This window comes from Streptomyces jeddahensis (assembly GCF_001642995.1).
GTDB classification, from domain to species: Bacteria; Actinomycetota; Actinomycetes; order Streptomycetales; family Streptomycetaceae; genus Streptomyces; species Streptomyces jeddahensis.
The window spans coordinates 44,941-60,376 of sequence record NZ_LOHS01000158.1; the positions used below are offsets into that span (position 1 = coordinate 44,941).

12 protein-coding genes and 1 pseudogene are annotated in these 15,436 nt (G+C 69.9%); 8 read left to right on the forward strand and 5 right to left on the reverse strand.

Annotation, left to right across the window (positions count from 1 at the left end):
• Nucleotides 1-906: 906 nt before the first annotated feature.
• Nucleotides 907-2,814 carry a glycosyltransferase family 39 protein gene (locus STSP_RS40630; protein ID WP_232789879.1) on the forward strand — a complete coding sequence of 636 codons (1,908 nt, stop codon included), beginning with the start codon at nucleotides 907-909 and terminating at the stop codon, nucleotides 2,812-2,814.
• Between the two features lie 108 nt (nucleotides 2,815-2,922).
• Here STSP_RS40630 and STSP_RS32315 read toward each other — a convergent pair whose 3' ends face one another.
• A complete protein-coding gene (locus STSP_RS32315) occupies nucleotides 2,923-3,471 on the reverse strand; it encodes a MarR family winged helix-turn-helix transcriptional regulator (RefSeq protein ID WP_078067682.1) in 549 nt (182 codons plus the stop codon).
• Between the two features lie 101 nt (nucleotides 3,472-3,572).
• Between STSP_RS32315 and STSP_RS32320 the strand changes: the two genes are divergently transcribed.
• Entirely contained in the window at nucleotides 3,573-3,983 is a 411-nt protein-coding gene (locus STSP_RS32320; RefSeq protein WP_067284575.1) for an organic hydroperoxide resistance protein, read from the forward strand.
• Here STSP_RS32320 and STSP_RS32325 read toward each other — a convergent pair.
• The gene (locus STSP_RS32325; RefSeq protein ID WP_067284576.1) at nucleotides 3,932-5,572 is read right to left on the reverse strand and encodes a hypothetical protein; all 1,641 of its coding nucleotides are present in this window, start codon (nucleotides 5,570-5,572) and stop codon (nucleotides 3,932-3,934) included. The genes STSP_RS32320 and STSP_RS32325 overlap by 52 nt on opposite strands.
• Before the next feature lie 27 nt (nucleotides 5,573-5,599).
• Nucleotides 5,600-6,406, reverse strand: a complete 807-nt coding sequence (locus STSP_RS32330) for a class I SAM-dependent methyltransferase (protein WP_067284609.1) — start codon at nucleotides 6,404-6,406, stop codon at nucleotides 5,600-5,602.
• A 463-nt stretch (nucleotides 6,407-6,869) separates the two neighbouring features.
• On the opposite strand from STSP_RS32330, the gene STSP_RS32335 reads away from it, so the two are divergent.
• The 3 genes from STSP_RS32335 (at nucleotide 6,870) to STSP_RS32345 (ending at nucleotide 10,445) form a co-directional block, all read left to right on the forward strand.
• Nucleotides 6,870-7,718 (forward strand): class I SAM-dependent methyltransferase, encoded by an 849-nt coding sequence (locus STSP_RS32335; RefSeq protein WP_198547476.1) that lies wholly within the window; start codon nucleotides 6,870-6,872, stop codon nucleotides 7,716-7,718.
• Nucleotides 7,719-7,838: 120 nt separating this feature from the next.
• Nucleotides 7,839-8,447: a dTDP-4-dehydrorhamnose 3,5-epimerase gene (gene rfbC / locus STSP_RS32340; RefSeq protein WP_067284577.1), complete on the forward strand. Its 609-nt coding sequence runs from the start codon at nucleotides 7,839-7,841 to the stop codon at nucleotides 8,445-8,447.
• Between the two features lie 9 nt (nucleotides 8,448-8,456).
• A complete protein-coding gene (locus STSP_RS32345) occupies nucleotides 8,457-10,445 on the forward strand; it encodes a glycosyltransferase family 2 protein (RefSeq protein WP_067284578.1) in 1,989 nt (662 codons plus the stop codon).
• Nucleotides 10,446-10,472: 27 nt separating this feature from the next.
• Here STSP_RS32345 and STSP_RS37835 read toward each other — a convergent pair.
• Nucleotides 10,473-10,781 (reverse strand): annotated as a pseudogene (locus STSP_RS37835) (glycosyltransferase family 2 protein); the annotation flags it as partial.
• Nucleotides 10,782-11,371: 590 nt separating this feature from the next.
• On the opposite strand from STSP_RS37835, the gene STSP_RS32350 reads away from it, so the two are divergent.
• The 3 genes from STSP_RS32350 (at nucleotide 11,372) to STSP_RS32360 (ending at nucleotide 14,634) form a co-directional block, all read left to right on the forward strand.
• On the forward strand, nucleotides 11,372-12,469 hold the full coding sequence (locus STSP_RS32350) for a DegT/DnrJ/EryC1/StrS family aminotransferase (protein WP_067284579.1): 1,098 nt from the start codon (nucleotides 11,372-11,374) through the stop codon (nucleotides 12,467-12,469).
• Nucleotides 12,470-12,510: 41 nt separating this feature from the next.
• Nucleotides 12,511-13,500, forward strand: a complete 990-nt coding sequence (locus STSP_RS32355; protein ID WP_408646393.1) for a Gfo/Idh/MocA family protein — start codon at nucleotides 12,511-12,513, stop codon at nucleotides 13,498-13,500.
• A gap of 78 nt (nucleotides 13,501-13,578) precedes the next feature.
• Nucleotides 13,579-14,634 carry a glycosyltransferase family 2 protein gene (locus STSP_RS32360; RefSeq protein ID WP_067284581.1) on the forward strand — a complete coding sequence of 352 codons (1,056 nt, stop codon included), beginning with the start codon at nucleotides 13,579-13,581 and terminating at the stop codon, nucleotides 14,632-14,634.
• Between the two features lie 82 nt (nucleotides 14,635-14,716).
• On the opposite strand, the gene STSP_RS32365 is transcribed toward STSP_RS32360, so the two are convergent.
• Complete coding sequence (locus STSP_RS32365) at nucleotides 14,717-15,406, reverse strand: acyltransferase (protein WP_067284582.1); 690 nt, start codon at nucleotides 15,404-15,406, stop codon at nucleotides 14,717-14,719.
• Between the last annotated feature and the right edge of the window lie 30 nt (nucleotides 15,407-15,436).

Here is a 15,436-nt window from a genome sequence, read left to right on the forward strand (position 1 = left end):
CCCGCGCGGCTGGAGCGGCGATGGTGGAGCCGCCGGCCGTCCGTGCAGCCGGAGGGGCAACGGGCTGAGCGGCCCTCGGCAGGGGAGCCGTCGGTTGCGCGGGCCTCCGGCGGGGAGGCATCGGGTGCGCGGGCCTCGGGTGGGGAGGCCGCTTCGCTGCCCTCGGGCGGGCAGTCGCCTGGGGAGCGGTCTCCAGGCCAGCGGTCTCAGGGTCGGCAGTCTCCCGGCCGGTGGTCTCCCGGTAGGTCCAAGAGGCGTACGACCTCCGGGGATGCGGCGCTCACGACGCCCGACGGACAGGTCTCGGCCCCGCAGAAAGCCTCGCAGAAAGCCCCGCAGAGAAAAGAGCCAGGAGCCGCCGCGCCACAAGCGGCGGCCGCCCCTGGAGCCGCCGCACAACAAGCCTCCGCCCCGCCACAAGCCTCCGCCCCTGTCGCCGCCCCGCCACAAGCGGCCGTACCGCGAGCCGCCGCGCCACGAGCTGCCGCGCCTCAAGTCACCGCGCCAGAAACCGCCGCCCCGCGAGCCGCCGCACCACAGGCCTCCACCCCGCGCGCCACCGCGCCACAGACCTCCACCCCGCGAGCCGCCGTGCCGCAGGGCGCCCAAGGCTCCGGCTCACGGGCGGCAGCCGGGCGAACTAAGACCCCACGGGTCTCTGCCGGGAGGGTCGCCACCCCGGAAGTCACCGCAGGAGGAGCCGACTCCCGCCGTCCAGCCGACTCCCGGCGTCGTCTGCGGCGTCCCGCCGCACGAGCGTCTCGCGCACGGGCCGACGTGGCGAGCCGCGCCGCCCGCCTCAGCCCCGCCCGCCTCAACGGCGCCGTTCTGAAAGGCGCCAGCGCCGCCGTCCTGAACGGCGCCGCGATCCGGCGGCTCGGACTCGTGCTGATCCCGGCCCTCGCCATGTTCGGCGTAGGCCTGTGGGGGCTCGAGCGCGGCACGATGTGGCGCGACGAGGCGGTCACCTTCGAGGTCGCCCAGCGCTCGCTGCCGCAGATCTGGCAACTGCTGCACAACGTGGACGCGGTGCACGGCCTGTACTACCTGCTCATGCACTTCGTCCTGGGCGGCAATCCGGGCGAGGTGGCCCTGCGACTCCCGTCCGTGTGCGCGGCCGCCGTCACGGCCGGTCTCGTCGCCGCCATCGGTGCCCGTCTGGCGCGTCCGCGCGTCGGCCTGTGGGCGGGCCTCCTCTACGCGGCCACGCCGATGGCCGGCTACTACGCGCAGGAGGGCCGCTCCTACGCCATGGTCGCCGCCGGAGCCGCCCTCGCGACACTGATCCTGCTGCACGCGGTACACGCCGCCGCCCACGCGCGCGTGCGCTGGTGGTCCGCCTACGGCGCCGTCGTCGCGCTCACCGCGCTGCTGCACGAACTCTCGATTCTGCTGCTCCTCGCGCACGCGGTGACGCTGCTCGTCTCCCGGGTGCCGCGGCGCGTCTGGTGCGGCTGGGGGTGTGCCGCGGCGGCCGCCGTACTGGCTCTGCTGCCGCTGGCGCTGGCCTCGATCGATCAGTCCGGCCAGGTCGCGTGGCTCACCGCGCCCGACGGTGCCGATGCGGAACATCTGCTGCGCGCCTTCGCAGGCCCCGACCAGCTGGTCCTCGCCGTCCACCTCCTGCTCGCCGCGGTCGCCCTGCGCGCGCCGCTGCCGCGGGTCGGCGGAGACCGGGCGGTCACGGACGCAGCGCCGACCCGCGGCGGCGCGGCGGCCTCGCGCGTACGCGTACCGTCGGCTCGCGCAGGCGGCACGGCCGCACGCACGTCGCCGGCCCGCTACGGCGGCCTGTCGCTGAACGCAGTGGCCGTGCCGCTCGTCCTCCTGCCACCCGCCGTCCTGTTCGCCGTCTCCCAGTACTGGCCGCTGTACGACGCGCGCTACGTCCTCTTCGCGCTGGCGGGCGCACCCCTGCTCGCCGCCGCAGGAGCGGAGCGGGTCGCGTCGTACGTGGGCCTTACGGTGAGGACGCGCTCCCGAGCGCACGGCAGGGCCGACTCGCGTGGTCGAGCGAACAGCAGGAGCAGCCGCACCAGTACCGGTGGGAGCAGCCGGACCAGTACCAGCAGGAGCAGCGCAGCCTCCAGCAGCGTGGCCAGCAGGAGCAGCGGTGCCTCCAGGAACAGCCGCAGGACGGCGACGACTCGAGGCACAGCCCCCAGAGGCTCAGCGGCCGCCCAAGATAAAACGCCCGCCCGAAACAAAACGGCCGCCCGAGACGAAACGGCCGCCCGACGCCGAGCCGCCGCCCAAGTCAGGGTCCGCGCCTGCGCAGGCGCCGCCGCCGGTGTTCTCGCCGTGGTCGCCGGCTTCTGCTGGCAGCTGCCGCTGCACCGGCACGACCGGACGGCAGGGCACCGGCCGGACGATCTGGGGGCCATGGCGGCGGTCGCGGCGCGGCTGCTGAGGCCCGGCGACCCGGTGCTCTTCCTGCCGTCGGCGGGCCGGCGCACCGCCGAGGCATACCCGAAGGACTTCCAAGGCGCGTACGACGTCGCCCTCAAGGCGCGCGGACGGGACTCGGGCACCCTCTACGGGCTGGAGGAGGGTCCGGAGGAGCTGTGGCGCCGGCTGGCCATGCTGGACCACGTATGGGTGCTCGCGGAGTCCGCTGCCCTGCGGCCCGCATGGTCCCCGAAGAGCCCCACGGAGCGGGCCAAACTCGCCGCTCTGCAGCAGGGGTTCGTGCCGCAGGCAGAGTTCGAGCGGCCGTGGGGCGTGCTGCGGCTGTACGTCAGGCGGCCGGCGGAACCGGTGGGTGCGCAGCCGGGCCCCGTCTATCCGCAGCAGTCGGCGCCCATGGGACCGTAGGACCAGGCGCCCCGCCGTCGTACGTCGTCACGGCATACGGAAAGGGGCCCCGCGTCGCGTGACGCGGGGCCCCTTTCCGGACCGGAGCGAGACCACCGACACCGTCAGTCACTCGCAGACCGGAACACCCTCCAGCGCCGCCGCGTCCAGGGCCAGCGTGAGGCGGTCCAGGCGGGCGCGGAGGTCGCGGATCTCGCCGAGGTCGAAACCGGTGGCCGCGGCGATCCGCCGCGGCACCGTCAGGGCCTGTTCGCGCAGGTCGGCGCCTGCGTCGGTGAGGTGGACACGGACGGACCGCTCGTCCTCGGCGCTGCGCTCGCGCCGTACGAGACCGGCCGCCTCGAGCCGCTTCAGCAGCGGTGACAGGGTCCCCGAGTCGAGTCGCAGATACTCGCCCAGCCGCTTCACCGGCAGCTCGCCGTGTTCCCACAGGACCAGCATCACCAGGTACTGCGGATAGGTGAGCCCCAGTTCCTTGAGGACGACGCGGTAGACGCTGTTGAAGGCCCGCGAGGCGGCGTGCAGGGAGAAGCAGATCTGCCGGTCCAGAAGGAGCAGGTCCTCGGCGGACACGTCTGACAGTCCTGCCGGGGCCTTCGCCTCGTCGGGCAAGCCCTGCAGAACCCCCTCGGAAGCGGAGATCGGCGTCTTGGTCATGCACCCAGGATAGTCCACAGCAAGCCATTCAGTTGTGCACAACTTAATTGTGTGCTGTAGTTGTCCTCGCAACCCAGACAGACAACAGAGGGATGGATCTGATGGACGCGCTGTACACCGCCGTCGCCACCGCCAACGGCCGAGAGGGTCGTGCCGTCAGCTCCGACGGCCGGCTGGACCTGCCGCTGGCCATGCCGCCGGCCCTCGGGGGCAACGGCCAGGGCACCAACCCGGAGCAGCTCTTCGCCGCCGGCTACGCCGCCTGTTTCGCCAGCGCCCTCGGGCTGGTCGGCCGTCAGGCGAAGGTCGACACGAGCGATGTGTCGGTGACCGCCGAGGTCGGCATCGGCAAGGACGAGACGAGCTTCGCGCTCGCCGTCACCCTGCGCGTCGAGCTCCCCGAAGCCCTCGCCGGCGAGACGGGCGAACTGCTCGTCAAGCAGGCCCACGAGGTCTGCCCCTACTCCAAGGCGACCCGTGGCAACATCCCCGTCGAGCTCGTCGTCGAGTAGGTCGAGTAGGGCGACCCATCCCCGTCGACTCGCGCCAGGACCTCCCCGGTCCGCGCGTTTCGCGCCACCACCACCGCCTCTCCAGGCACCCGCTGGCCCTCACCGAGCAGCAGCCAGCGCACGTGGTACCGGCGCACGATCGCGGTGCGCTCCGCGTGGGTCGACGTGGGCGCGAGATAGGCACGGACGGCAGCCCTGCGCCTGTCCCTCTCCCGCTCGTCGAGGGCGGGATCGGGCCAGGCCGGGGCGACGAGATTCGGTCCGTAGGCCGGGAGCGAGCGCACCGCCCGGTAACCGTTCGTCAGGACGACGTCTCCCGGCGCGATGTGCCGCGCTGCCCACTCGTACGTGGGCCAGGACGGCGGATGGCGAAGGCCCACCGGGTCGAGCGAGCGCGGTACGACCGCCCCGGCCTGGACCGAGAGGAATCCGACGCAGGCGCCGACGGCCGCCACGGAGGCGAGGCCGCGCCGCCACCGTGGCCACGGCCGAGGGGCGGCCACCTCCACGGCGAGCGCGAACTGCGGCGGCACCAGAGTCAGGCCGAGGATGCGCCCGTACGTGAAGTGGCCGCTGACCCATCCGTATGCGACCACTGCGCATTCGAGGACGAACATCAGGACCAGCGGGTCACGGTGGTTTCGGCGCCACCGGAGCCAGAGGGCAGGCAGGCCGATGCCGGCGAGCCAGAACTTCCCGGGAATCTGTGCGTACAGGCGCTGATGGATCGCGTCCACGCTGTGGTCCCCGATCAGGGAGAAGACGCCGAAGTACGGCCAGCTGGCGGCGACAGCGGCCGCTGCAACCGCGGTGACCGCCCACCCACAGGGCACCCGCCACTCAAGGCTCCTGGAGGGCCAAGGCCCCCGGCAAGGCGACGCGAACGCCCCCACCCCCGTCACCGCGAACGCCACCACCCCCGTCACCGCCCCGACCGCCGTGATCGGGTGGATCAGCAGGATCAGCCCGCACAGGGCGCCCAGCCCCGCGTACCGCCAGAGAGATCCGGCAGTGGGCCGCGCCGCGAGCGAACCCGCCCATGCCCAGGCGAGGAAAGCGAGCCCGATGGCGAACGTGGACGGGTACGCGAGGTTGCCCGTCATCGACAGCAGACCGAGGTAGCCGCTCCACCAGGCCGGGTGTGTGCCCCACAGGAGAACCATCGCGCCGAGCGCCGCCACCGGGGCCCACGGGCGGGGTGTCAGAACGCGGACGAACCGGCCGACGCCGACCAGCAGGACCAGCAGGTTCACCGGACCCGCCAGCTTCACGACAACCCGCCCCGCGAGACCGGTCGCCCTTGCGAACACCGCTTGCAGGACGGCGTACGGGGAGTAGTAGGGGCTGCCCGCACCCGGCAGGTCCGCCATGGGGTGCGCGGGATGCAGCAGGTTCGCCTTCAGCCGTTCCACGACGGCCGCGTGCTGCCCGAAGTCGCAGCACATGGGGACCCGCCAGTAGGCCACCGACATGACCAGCCAGAACAGCCCGCCGACGACGAGGTAGGGGCTGGGACGCCGCAGGCGACCGCTCGTGCGCAGAGCGGGGGCATCGCGAGCCGCCTGCCGCTCGGCCGTTGCTGTGGTCATCGCGCGAGCCGGCGACGGTTCGGTGCCTCAGCGGCCCGTCTTGGGGCGGACCAACGCCCGCGACACGACCGGCGGCAGCAGCTCGAGTGCGAGGCGGCGGGCCCCGCTCGGGCCGGGAAGCGCGTTGAGCACACGGAGCACCGGGTCCCCGTCGATCTTCTCGTCCACCACCACGCGATCCACCCGGTCCGTGGCCCAGGCACGCACGGCCTGCTGGAACGGCTCGGGCTCGCCCCAGGTCGCGTACAACTTGGCCGCCGACAGGCACACCGGCCGGAGCCCCTTGGTGAAGACCGCCTCCCAGACCGCGGCGGCCACGCCCGGGACATGCTCGGTGCGGTAGTCGTCGATGGCGACGACGCCGTCCTTGCGCAGAACACTCCGGGCGATGTCGATGTCGCCGCTCACGTCCTCGTACGTGCGTGAGGCGTCGATGTGCACGAAGCGGCAGCTGCCCGGCGCGATCCGCGACGCGAGAGCGGTGGTCCTGGCGTGCACGATGACGGGCAGATCCTCGTGGAAATTGAGGTAGTTGGCCTCGAAGGCCTCGCGCGTGAGTGTCTCCCGGTAGAAGGCGAGGGTGTCCCGGCGGCTGTAAAGACCGTGCGACTCGACGCCGAACAGGTCGCACACCGTGAACGTCTCGCCCTCGCGCAGATGCTCTCCCAGCAGGATTGCGCTCTTTCCGAGGTAGCAGCCCATTTCCAGAAGGTCACCGGGTGTGCGTCCGGTGGTCTCCAGCAGAACGCGGAACAGGTCCTGGTCGATGGCACGGAACCAGCCCGGCACCTCGCTGAGGCTGCGGGCTCTTCCGGGGGCGGTCCGGGTAGTCATGATGGTCAACTCGCTTCGCTTCTCCGGCCGTCGACCGACCGGTCGACGGGTAATCCCCCCGCCGGTTCGCTGGTCGGTCGGATATGGGTGAAACGGATACGGGGAGTCGGATGGTGAAACGACGATGAGGGCATCCGATTACGGGGGCCTATGGGCCTTCCGGGTGATGAGCGGGAGGTGATGTGCCCACCGGGCGCAAGAGATGTCAGCGAAGGCCGAACCCGCGATTCTGTAAATATGTTCATCAGTGCGGAGTGGGAGTGGCCGAGACTGGCGCAGAATCGTTTTATGCAGGCGCTTAGTCGAAACCTGCCGACCGTCTGGTCGTTGTCCGGGGTGTGGATCGCGGCCGGGGAGGCACCGTCCTTGCCGCCTGCCGATGCCGATCCGGGGAGCCACGGGTTGTCAATTCTCTGCGGCGCACCGGTCAATTGAGCGCTCTGCGCGGAAGGAGCTCCGCACGATGTCGATGCAGGCGGCCGTAACGAAAACCGTCAAGCCGATTATTGGTGAGAAGAACTGGCAGACTCTGCGCCGCGTCAAGGGCAGATTGTCCGGCACTCCAGCCGCCGCTCCGGCCAGAGCTGCCACTCCGGTCGGTGCCCCGGCCGGTCTCGCCGCGATCTCCGACGATCTGTCCAAGCTTGCACAGCACTTCAAGACGGACAAGTGGGGCACTCACCGCTACACACAGCACTACCAGCGGCATTTGCAGCACTTGAGGAACGACTCGATCAACCTTCTCGAGATCGGTATCGGCGGCTACAGCCGAGCCGGCCAGGGCGGAGCATCGTTGCGCATGTGGAAGCATTTCTTCCCCAATGCGCAGATCTTCGGGATGGATATCCAGGACAAGTCGTTCGTCGATGAGGATCGGATCACGACGTTCATCGGGGACCAGTCCGACCCTGATTCGCTGATCGCCATCGCCGACAAGATCGGCACGCTCGATGTCATCATCGACGACGGCAGCCACCGCAGCCCGCACGTACTCACGACGTTCGAGACGCTCTTTCCCCTGCTCCGTGACGGCGGCATCTACGCAGTCGAGGACACACAGACGTCGTACTGGCCGGAATGGCAGGGCAGCGAGGACCGGGACGACCCGAACACGAGCATGTCGATGCTGAAGCGACTGGCGGACGGCCTCAACTACGAGGAATTCGTGGATGTGGACTACCAGCCGACCTATACGGATCTGAACGTCGTCGGCCTGCACTTCTACCACAATCTCGTGATCATCGAGAAGGGTAAGAATGCCGAAGGCACGAATAAGAAGCGGATCTTGAAGCAGCGTTACAGCCAGGGTTGAGGCTCCCTTTCCGACCCACCCCATCCCATCCCACACCACCCCGGTTCCGGCCCATAACTGTCGCGATAGTTCGCCAGTTGTAGGCACGAGTCAATATGCCGAAACGAAAGGTCTGCTCAGATGCGTCCACTGACGATCGAGGGTGCGTGGGCATGGGAGCCCCGGGTGTTCCCGGACGAGCGCGGTGCCTTCCACGAGTGGTTCAAGGAAGGCCCGTTCCGTGAGGGCGCGGGACGGTCCCTGAGCCTCGCCCAGGCCAACTGCTCGGTCTCGCGCAGGGGCGTGCTGCGCGGCATCCATTACGCCGACGTCCCGCCCAGCCAGGCGAAGTACGTCAAGTGCGTGCGCGGGGCGGTCCTCGATGTGATCGTCGACATTCGCGTCGGGTCGCCCACGTACGGGCGGTGGGAGGCCGTGCGCCTCGACGACGTGGACCACCGCAGCGTGTTCCTCGCCGAGGGGCTCGGCCATGCCTTCATGGCGCTGAGCGACGACGCGACGGTGGTGTACCTCTGCTCGACCCCGTACACGCCGAGCCGCGAACACGGCATCCACCCGCTCGACGAGCAGCTCGGCATCGCCTGGCCGGAGGAGTTCGAACCCCTCCTCTCCGCCAAGGACGCCGACGCGCCCACGCTCGCCGAGGCGGAGCGGGACGGGCTGCTGCCGCGTTACGAGGACTGCCTGGCGATGTACGCGGGCCACAGTCCCGCACTGGTCGGGGAATGAGGCCGCACCATGACGGTCAAGGTCAGCGTCGTCGTCCCGGTCTACAACCCCGGCCCTTACATCGAGGACTGCATCGCCTCGCTGCTGCGGCAGAGCCTCCCTGACGACGAGTATGAAGCAATCTTCGTGGACGACGGCTCGACGGACGAGACGCCGGCCCGCCTCGACGAACTCGCCGCCCGGCACCCGCACATGCGCGTCATCCACCAAGAGAATTCCGGCTGGTCGGGCAAGCCGCGCAATGTGGGGATCGAGGCGGCGCGCGGCGAGTTCGTCATGTTCGTCGACAACGACGACTGGTTGGGGGACGAGGCGCTCGAGCGGATGTACGCGTACGGCGTCGAGCACGAAGCGGACGTCGTCATCGGGAAGATGGCCGGCAAGGGCCGCCCCGTGCCGCTGGAGCTGTTCCGCGTGAACCGGCCCAGGGCCGACGTCATGAACGCCCCGCTGATCGACAGCCTCACCCCGCACAAGATGTTCCGCCGGTCGTTCCTGGACGAGCGCGGCCTGCGCTTCCCGGAGGGACGGCGGCGGCTCGAGGACCACGTCTTCGTCACCGAGGCGTATCTCACCGCAGGCAGCGTCGCCGTCCTCAGCGACTACGTCTGCTACTACCACGTCAAGCGCGAGGACGCCTCCAACGCCGGTTTCCAGCGCATCGACCCGGTCGGCTACTTCCGGAATCTGCGGGAGGCACTCGACGTCGTCGAGAAGTACACCGAGCCCGGACCACTGCGGGACAGGCTGTACCGCCGCTGGTTCCGCAACGAGATGATCGAGCGGATGCGCGGCGGGCGGCTGCTCGCCTGGCCGGAGGAGTACCGGCATGAGATGTTCCGCGAGATCCACAAGGTGGCGGTGGAACGTTTCGGGCCGGGCGTCATGACGGGGATGCTGCCCACCCAGCAGGTCGTCGGCGCGCTGATCAAGGCCGACCGCTACCCGGACATCGAGGCGCTCGCGCGGTGGGAGAAGGACATCCGGCCGCATGCTGAGCTGACCGGCCTGGAGTGGGAGGGCGGGATGCTGCGCCTCGGCTTCACCGGCGAGATGCGGGTCCGCAGTCAGCCCATGACCTTCCTCCACAAGGGGGAGGACGGGCTGCTCGACATCCCCATCGAGGCAGCGGGTAGGGATGCCGTCGCGCTGCAGGACACCGACATGTCCGCCCGTACCGGAAAGTCCAAGATCGATCTGGTGGTACGGGAACGCTCCACGGCCGCCGAGTTCTACCAGCCCGTCGAGTTCACCCGGCAGCGCATGGACGGCGACGGCCCGGAGAAGGATCGGTTCCGGCTGGTGCTGCGTGCGACATCGACCATCGACCCGCAGTCGGCGGCGGGCGGGGCGCCGCTGGCGCGCGGCATCTGGGACGTCTTCGTACGGGTCCACATCTGCGGCTGGACCAAGGAGACCCGCCTGGGAGCCGTGCGCAGCGAGGCCGCCAGGGCGGGTCGCCGCGCGGCATTCCTCGGCGCGCCCGCGCGGCTGGTCCTGCCCTACTGGACCGAACCCCACGGCAATCTGTCGCTGGACGTCGGGCAGGCGACCTCGAGATTCGGGTACGACCTCGTGGACCTCGGGCCCCGGGAGATGCGCGTGGACGGCGCAGACCTGGTGACGCGGCTGCCGGTACAGGTCACCGACGAGATCGAGGCGCTGCTCCATCTGTCCGAGAACGCGGGCGCGGAGCGCACGGTCAGCGTCCGCGCGGTGGTGACCGGCGCCGAAGGACGCTCCGGGTCAGTGCTCCGCGCGGGGCTCACCGACCCCGAACTCACCGCGGGGGACTGGCGCCTGGAGCTGAGCCTGCGCGACGAACCGGAGCGCCGCACCAGGCTCCCGCTCGTCCTGACCGTCGGCCCCGGAGGTGCGCTCTCCCTGCGCCGCCCGCACGAAGGCGCCGCCCAGCAGCCCGTACCGCCTCCCCGGACGCCGCGACCAGGCCTGCTCCGGCGGGCGATGCGCAAGGCCCAGCGGCTCACGGCCCGCTGAACCGCGCACGGGCTGCACCACACCATCGATGGCCTGGAGGGCGTGACGGGTGAGCGTGTCGTCGCTGTCGAGGAAGATGATGTAGTCGCCGGTGGCGCGCTCGAGGCCGGCGTTGCGGGCCGGACCCAGGCCGGCGTTCTCCGGCAGGTGGACAGCGGTGACGCGCGGGTCGCGACCCGCGAACTCGTCGACGATGGCGCCGCTGCCATCGGGTGAGCAGTCGTCGACGGCGATCACCTCGAAGTCCGTGAACGACTGGTCCAGGACGGACTCGAGGCATGCGTGCAGGTAGGGCTGCACGTCATACACGGGGACGATCACGCTGAACCGAGGCAAGGCACGTCCATGGGTCGTAAACGGCATATAGTGCTGAAACGGCCAATAGAGTGAGTGAGTTACGCCGGATTGCGGCATACGGGGGAAGCGGAGGCAGCGACATGCATCGGCCTGTGTCACTCACGGGCGGGTAGCCCGTCGAGCCCTGGTGGGTCGGCCGGCTGCCGACCCTGATCGGCCCGGTTCCGTGGCCGGGAGGCGTGGGCGGAGGCCGCGAGTATTCGCGCCGGCTGCGCCGGGCGCTTCGCTGGGCGCTTCGCCGGTGCGCTGGGCTCGCCGGCTGTCAGAGCGGTCAGATCCGTCAGGGCCATCAGGCCAAGGCGCCTGGTGGCCCCCGTAGGCCCCCGAGCGGGGGCCTCGGTGCAGCCGCTCGGCCTGGCGGGATGTTGCGCCGTCCATCAAGGGTCATTGCCGGGCCAGTCGGTCAGAAAAGTCATTGCCGTCCGAACAGGTGCGTACGGTGCAGTAATGGCGAATCGTTTCTGCCTAGCCCACCGGAGTGGATAGCTCTCAAGCACCGGAAACTCCCGCCGGGAAACGGAGGTTGAAGGCAGGCCGACGCTCTCGTTCCCGAACAACGGAGACTGTCCATGAGCGGGACCATCCCGTCGATCCCGGCCGCCAGGCCCGTGATCGGCACTGCCGAAATCGAAGCCGCCGTAAGGGTGTTGCGCAGCGGCCGTGTCGTCCAGGGGCCCGAAGTGGCCGCGTTCGAGGAGGAGTTCTCCGACCTGGTCGACGGCCGCGCCTGCATCGCGGTCAATTCCGGCACGTCCGCCCTGCAGCTGAGCCTGATGGCGCTCGGCATCGGACCCGGCGACGAGGTCGTGGTGCCGTCCTTCTCCTTCGCCGCCACGGCCAACGCCGTACGCCTGGTGGGTGCCGAGCCCGTCTTCGCCGATATCGACCCCCGCACCTACTGCCTCGATCCGGTCGCCGCGGCCTCCGTGATCGGACCGCGCACCGCGGCGCTGATGCCTGTACACCTGTACGGACACCCGGCGGCCATGGACCGGCTGACGCGGCTGGCCGAGCGCCACGGGCTCGCCGTACTCGAGGACGCGTGCCAGGCGCACGGTGCCGCCCTGGGCGCCCGGCCTGTCGGAACGTTTGGGCTGGCCGGCTGCTTCAGCTTCTATCCGACGAAGAACATGCACGCCCTGGAAGGCGGCATGATCACGACCGGAGATCCCCAGCTCGCCCGCATCCTGCGGCTGTTGCGCAACCAGGGAATGGAGCAGCGGTACGCGAACGAGATCGTCGGCGCCAACATGCGGATGACCGATGTCGCGGCGGCCATCGGCCGCGAACAGCTGAAGCAGCTTCCCGCCTGGACCGAGCGGCGGCGGGCCAACGCCAAGGTGCTCGACTCCCTCATCCACGGGCTCCCCGTGCCGCACGTGGCGGACGGTGCTCGGCACGTCTACCACCAGTACACGGTGCGCATTCCCGACGGCCGCCGGGACGCGGTGCAGCAGGAGCTGGAACAGAAGGGCATCGGCAGCGCGGTGTACTACCCGACGCCGATCCACCGGCTCACGCCCTACCTGGACCCGGGCCGACCGCCCCTGCCCGAGACCGACCGAGCGGCCGCCGAGGTGCTCTCGCTGCCGATCCACCCCACCCTCGGACAGACGGAGCTCGAGCGGATCGCCCGTGACGTGAGTATCGCCGGAGGCGCCCGGTGAGCACGCACATCCTGCGGGCGGGGCTCATCGGCCTCGGGGCGATGGGACGCCACCACGCCCGGGTACTGTCCTCGCTCGACGGCGTCGCACTGGTCGGCGTCATGGACCCGGCGGGAGACCCCGCGGGTGCGAGCCGGGGCGCTCCCGTCGTGGCCACCCTGCCAGAGCTGTTCGCCCTCGGCCTCGACTACGCCGTGGTCGCCTGCCCAACGGCACTGCACGAGGAGATCGGTCTGGGCCTCGCCGAGCACGGCGTATCCGCGCTGATCGAGAAGCCGCTCGCGCACTCCGCGGCGGCGGCCCGCCGGCTCGTCGACGCCTTCGACCAGGCTGGACTCGTCGCGGGAGTCGGGCACATCGAGCGCTTCAACCCGGCGCTGCAGAGCCTGCAGTCACGTCTGGAGGCGGGCGAACTCGGCGAGGTGTTCCAGGCGGTCACCCGTCGGCAGGGACCCTTTCCGCACCGCATCGCCGACGTGGGAGTGGTCAAGGACCTGGCGACCCACGACATCGATCTCATCGGATGGCTGACCGGCTCCGAGTACGCCACGGTGACGGCCCGCACCGTCTCCAAGAGCGGCCACCCGCACGAGGACATGGTCGCGGTCGTCGGTGACCTCGCCGACGGCACCATGGTCAGTCACCTCGTCAACTGGCTGAGCCCGCTCAAGGAGCGGTTCACCGCCATCACCGGCGAACGCGGCTGCTTCATCGCGGACACCCTCACCGCCGACCTCACCTTTCACGCCAATGGCGCCGTGCCCATGGAGTGGGAGGCACTGAGCGCCTTCCGCGGCGTCTCCGAGGGCGACATGGTCCGGTACGCCATCCCCAAGCGTGAACCGCTGCTCGTCGAGCATGAACGGTTCCGCGATGCCGTCGGCGGCAAGGCCACGGACATCGTCACTCTCAGCCAGGGGCTCAGGACCGTCGAGGTCGCGGAAGCGGTCCTCGACTCGGCACGACGGCGGGTGTCCCTGCCGTTGCGGAACCCGCACCCGGACCTGGCCGTGGTCACACAACGTTCGTGACAGCCGCGCACCTGACGCCACGTGTCCCTCCCCGGCCCACGCAGGCCCACCACCGAGATGAAGTGTGAGGAATTCTTCGTGTATCAGGATCTGAAGGTCGCGGTCGTGGTACCGGCGTACAACGAGGAGAAGTTGATCGCCCGGACGATCAACACTACGCCCGACTTCGTCGATCACATCGTCGTGATCGACGACGCCAGCAGTGACGCGACGGCTACGGAGGCGATCGGCACAGGCGATCCACGCCTGGTGCTCATTCGGCACGAGAACAACACCGGAGTGGGCGGAGCGGTCTGCGACGGGCACAAGGAGGCACTGCGGCTGGGGTGTGACGTCTCGGTCGTGATGGCCGGCGACGGTCAGATGGACCCAGCCTATCTTCCCGCCCTGCTCGACCCGATTTGCGACGGGACCGCTCTCTTCACCAAGGCGAACCGCTTCTACTCTCGCGACTCCTATCGCGGCATGCCGAAATACCGGATTCTCGGCAACGTCATCCTGTCCTTCATGACCAAACTGGCGTCCGGATACTGGCATCTGTTCGACCCGCAGAACGGGTACACCGCGATTCACCGGACGGCGCTGAGACGGTTGAACCTCGACCGTGTGGCCAAGGACTACTCGTTTGAGAACGACCTTCTGATCAACCTGAACATCCTCCGGATCCCCGCCTGTGACGTCCCGGTTCCGGCCGTTTACGGGGACGAGGTGTCAACCATGCGCATGCATAGGGTCATTCCAGCGTTGATCGCTCAACTGGCCCGCGGATCCTGTCGGCGCGTAGTCCTGAAGTACGTTGTCTTCTCCTTCTCGCCGATCGCTCTCCTGCTTCTGGCGGGACTGTTCCTGCTCGTCCTCGGCAGTGCGGTGAGCACCTGGGTGCTGATCCACACACTCGGACCTTCGAGTGCCAGCGCCGGAAGTGTCCTGCTCGCAACCCTGCCGATCCTCACGGGGATTCACTTCCTCATCGGCGCCCTCATGCTCGACATCCAGGAGAGTCCGGACCGTTTGGCCGCCACCGCCGGGGGCCTGGACTGGAGGAATCGATCCAGCGCGCGGGGCGGCACTCTCGTGACCCCGATGGCGAGCGGCAGCACTTCGGCTTCGCGGATCCCGCCCTCTCGCCGCTGATTCACGCCCGCGGCCACCACGCGTACCGGGAGCTCGGCACCGGCCGGTTCCCGGTACGCGTCTGGTGTCGACGTGCGGCGGTTCATCCGCCATGCCCGGTGGGCCGGGGCAGAGACGATCCTGCCTGGTTCGCCGTCGTCAGCGGATCGGAGACCTCGATGAGGACGCCGTCCTTCTCCGCGTGAAGAACGCCGGTGCGCGGGCACTCCCAGATAGCGGCTGGACCCGGGAGCACACGCAGCCGCTCACCCGCGCGCCCGACCCAGCCGATGCGGCGGGCCGGGACGCCGGCGACGAGGGCGAAGTCCGGTACGTCCCGGGTGACGACGGCACCGGCGGCGACCATCGCCCAGCGGCCCACGCGGACAGGGGCCACGCACACCGAGCGGGCGCCGAGCGACGCGCCCTCGGCCACGGTGACCCCCACGGGCTCCCAGTCGCCGCTCCGCTTGGGCCGCCCTTCGGGGTCGACCGAGCGAGGGTTGTGGTCGTTGGTCAGCACGACCGCAGGGCCGACGAAGACGCCGTCGCCGAGTTCCGCCGGCTCGTAGACCAGAGCGTGGTTCTGAATCTTGACCCCGTCGCCGATCCGGACACCGGGGCCGACATAGGCGCCGCGCCCCACCACACAGTTCTCGCCGAGCACGGCCCGCTCACGGATCTGGGCGAGTTCCCATACGGCGGTGCCGGGGCCCAATGCGGCCGACTCGTCGATCTGCGCACCGGTTGCGGTGCGGACCGGCGCGACTTGCGCTTCACTGTTGTGCTTCATGTGCTGTGGAACGATCCGACGGGCGTCCGG

Excerpts from the sequence above, each read along its gene's own strand:
- STSP_RS40630 (WP_232789879.1), top strand. The coding sequence starts at position 907 with ATGTTCGGCGTAGGCCTGTGGGGGCTCGAGCGCGGCACGATGTGGCGC.
- STSP_RS32315 (WP_078067682.1), bottom strand. The coding sequence starts at position 3,471 with ATGACCAAGACGCCGATCTCCGCTTCCGAGGGGGTTCTGCAGGGCTTG.
- STSP_RS32320 (WP_067284575.1), top strand. The coding sequence starts at position 3,573 with ATGGACGCGCTGTACACCGCCGTCGCCACCGCCAACGGCCGAGAGGGT.
- STSP_RS32325 (WP_067284576.1), bottom strand. The coding sequence starts at position 5,572 with ATGACCACAGCAACGGCCGAGCGGCAGGCGGCTCGCGATGCCCCCGCT.
- STSP_RS32330 (WP_067284609.1), bottom strand. The coding sequence starts at position 6,406 with ATGACTACCCGGACCGCCCCCGGAAGAGCCCGCAGCCTCAGCGAGGTG.
- STSP_RS32335 (WP_198547476.1), top strand. The coding sequence starts at position 6,870 with ATGTCGATGCAGGCGGCCGTAACGAAAACCGTCAAGCCGATTATTGGT.
- rfbC (WP_067284577.1), top strand. The coding sequence starts at position 7,839 with ATGCGTCCACTGACGATCGAGGGTGCGTGGGCATGGGAGCCCCGGGTG.
- STSP_RS32345 (WP_067284578.1), top strand. The coding sequence starts at position 8,457 with ATGACGGTCAAGGTCAGCGTCGTCGTCCCGGTCTACAACCCCGGCCCT.
- STSP_RS32350 (WP_067284579.1), top strand. The coding sequence starts at position 11,372 with ATGAGCGGGACCATCCCGTCGATCCCGGCCGCCAGGCCCGTGATCGGC.
- STSP_RS32355 (WP_408646393.1), top strand. The coding sequence starts at position 12,511 with ATGGGACGCCACCACGCCCGGGTACTGTCCTCGCTCGACGGCGTCGCA.
- STSP_RS32365 (WP_067284582.1), bottom strand. The coding sequence starts at position 15,406 with ATGAAGCACAACAGTGAAGCGCAAGTCGCGCCGGTCCGCACCGCAACC.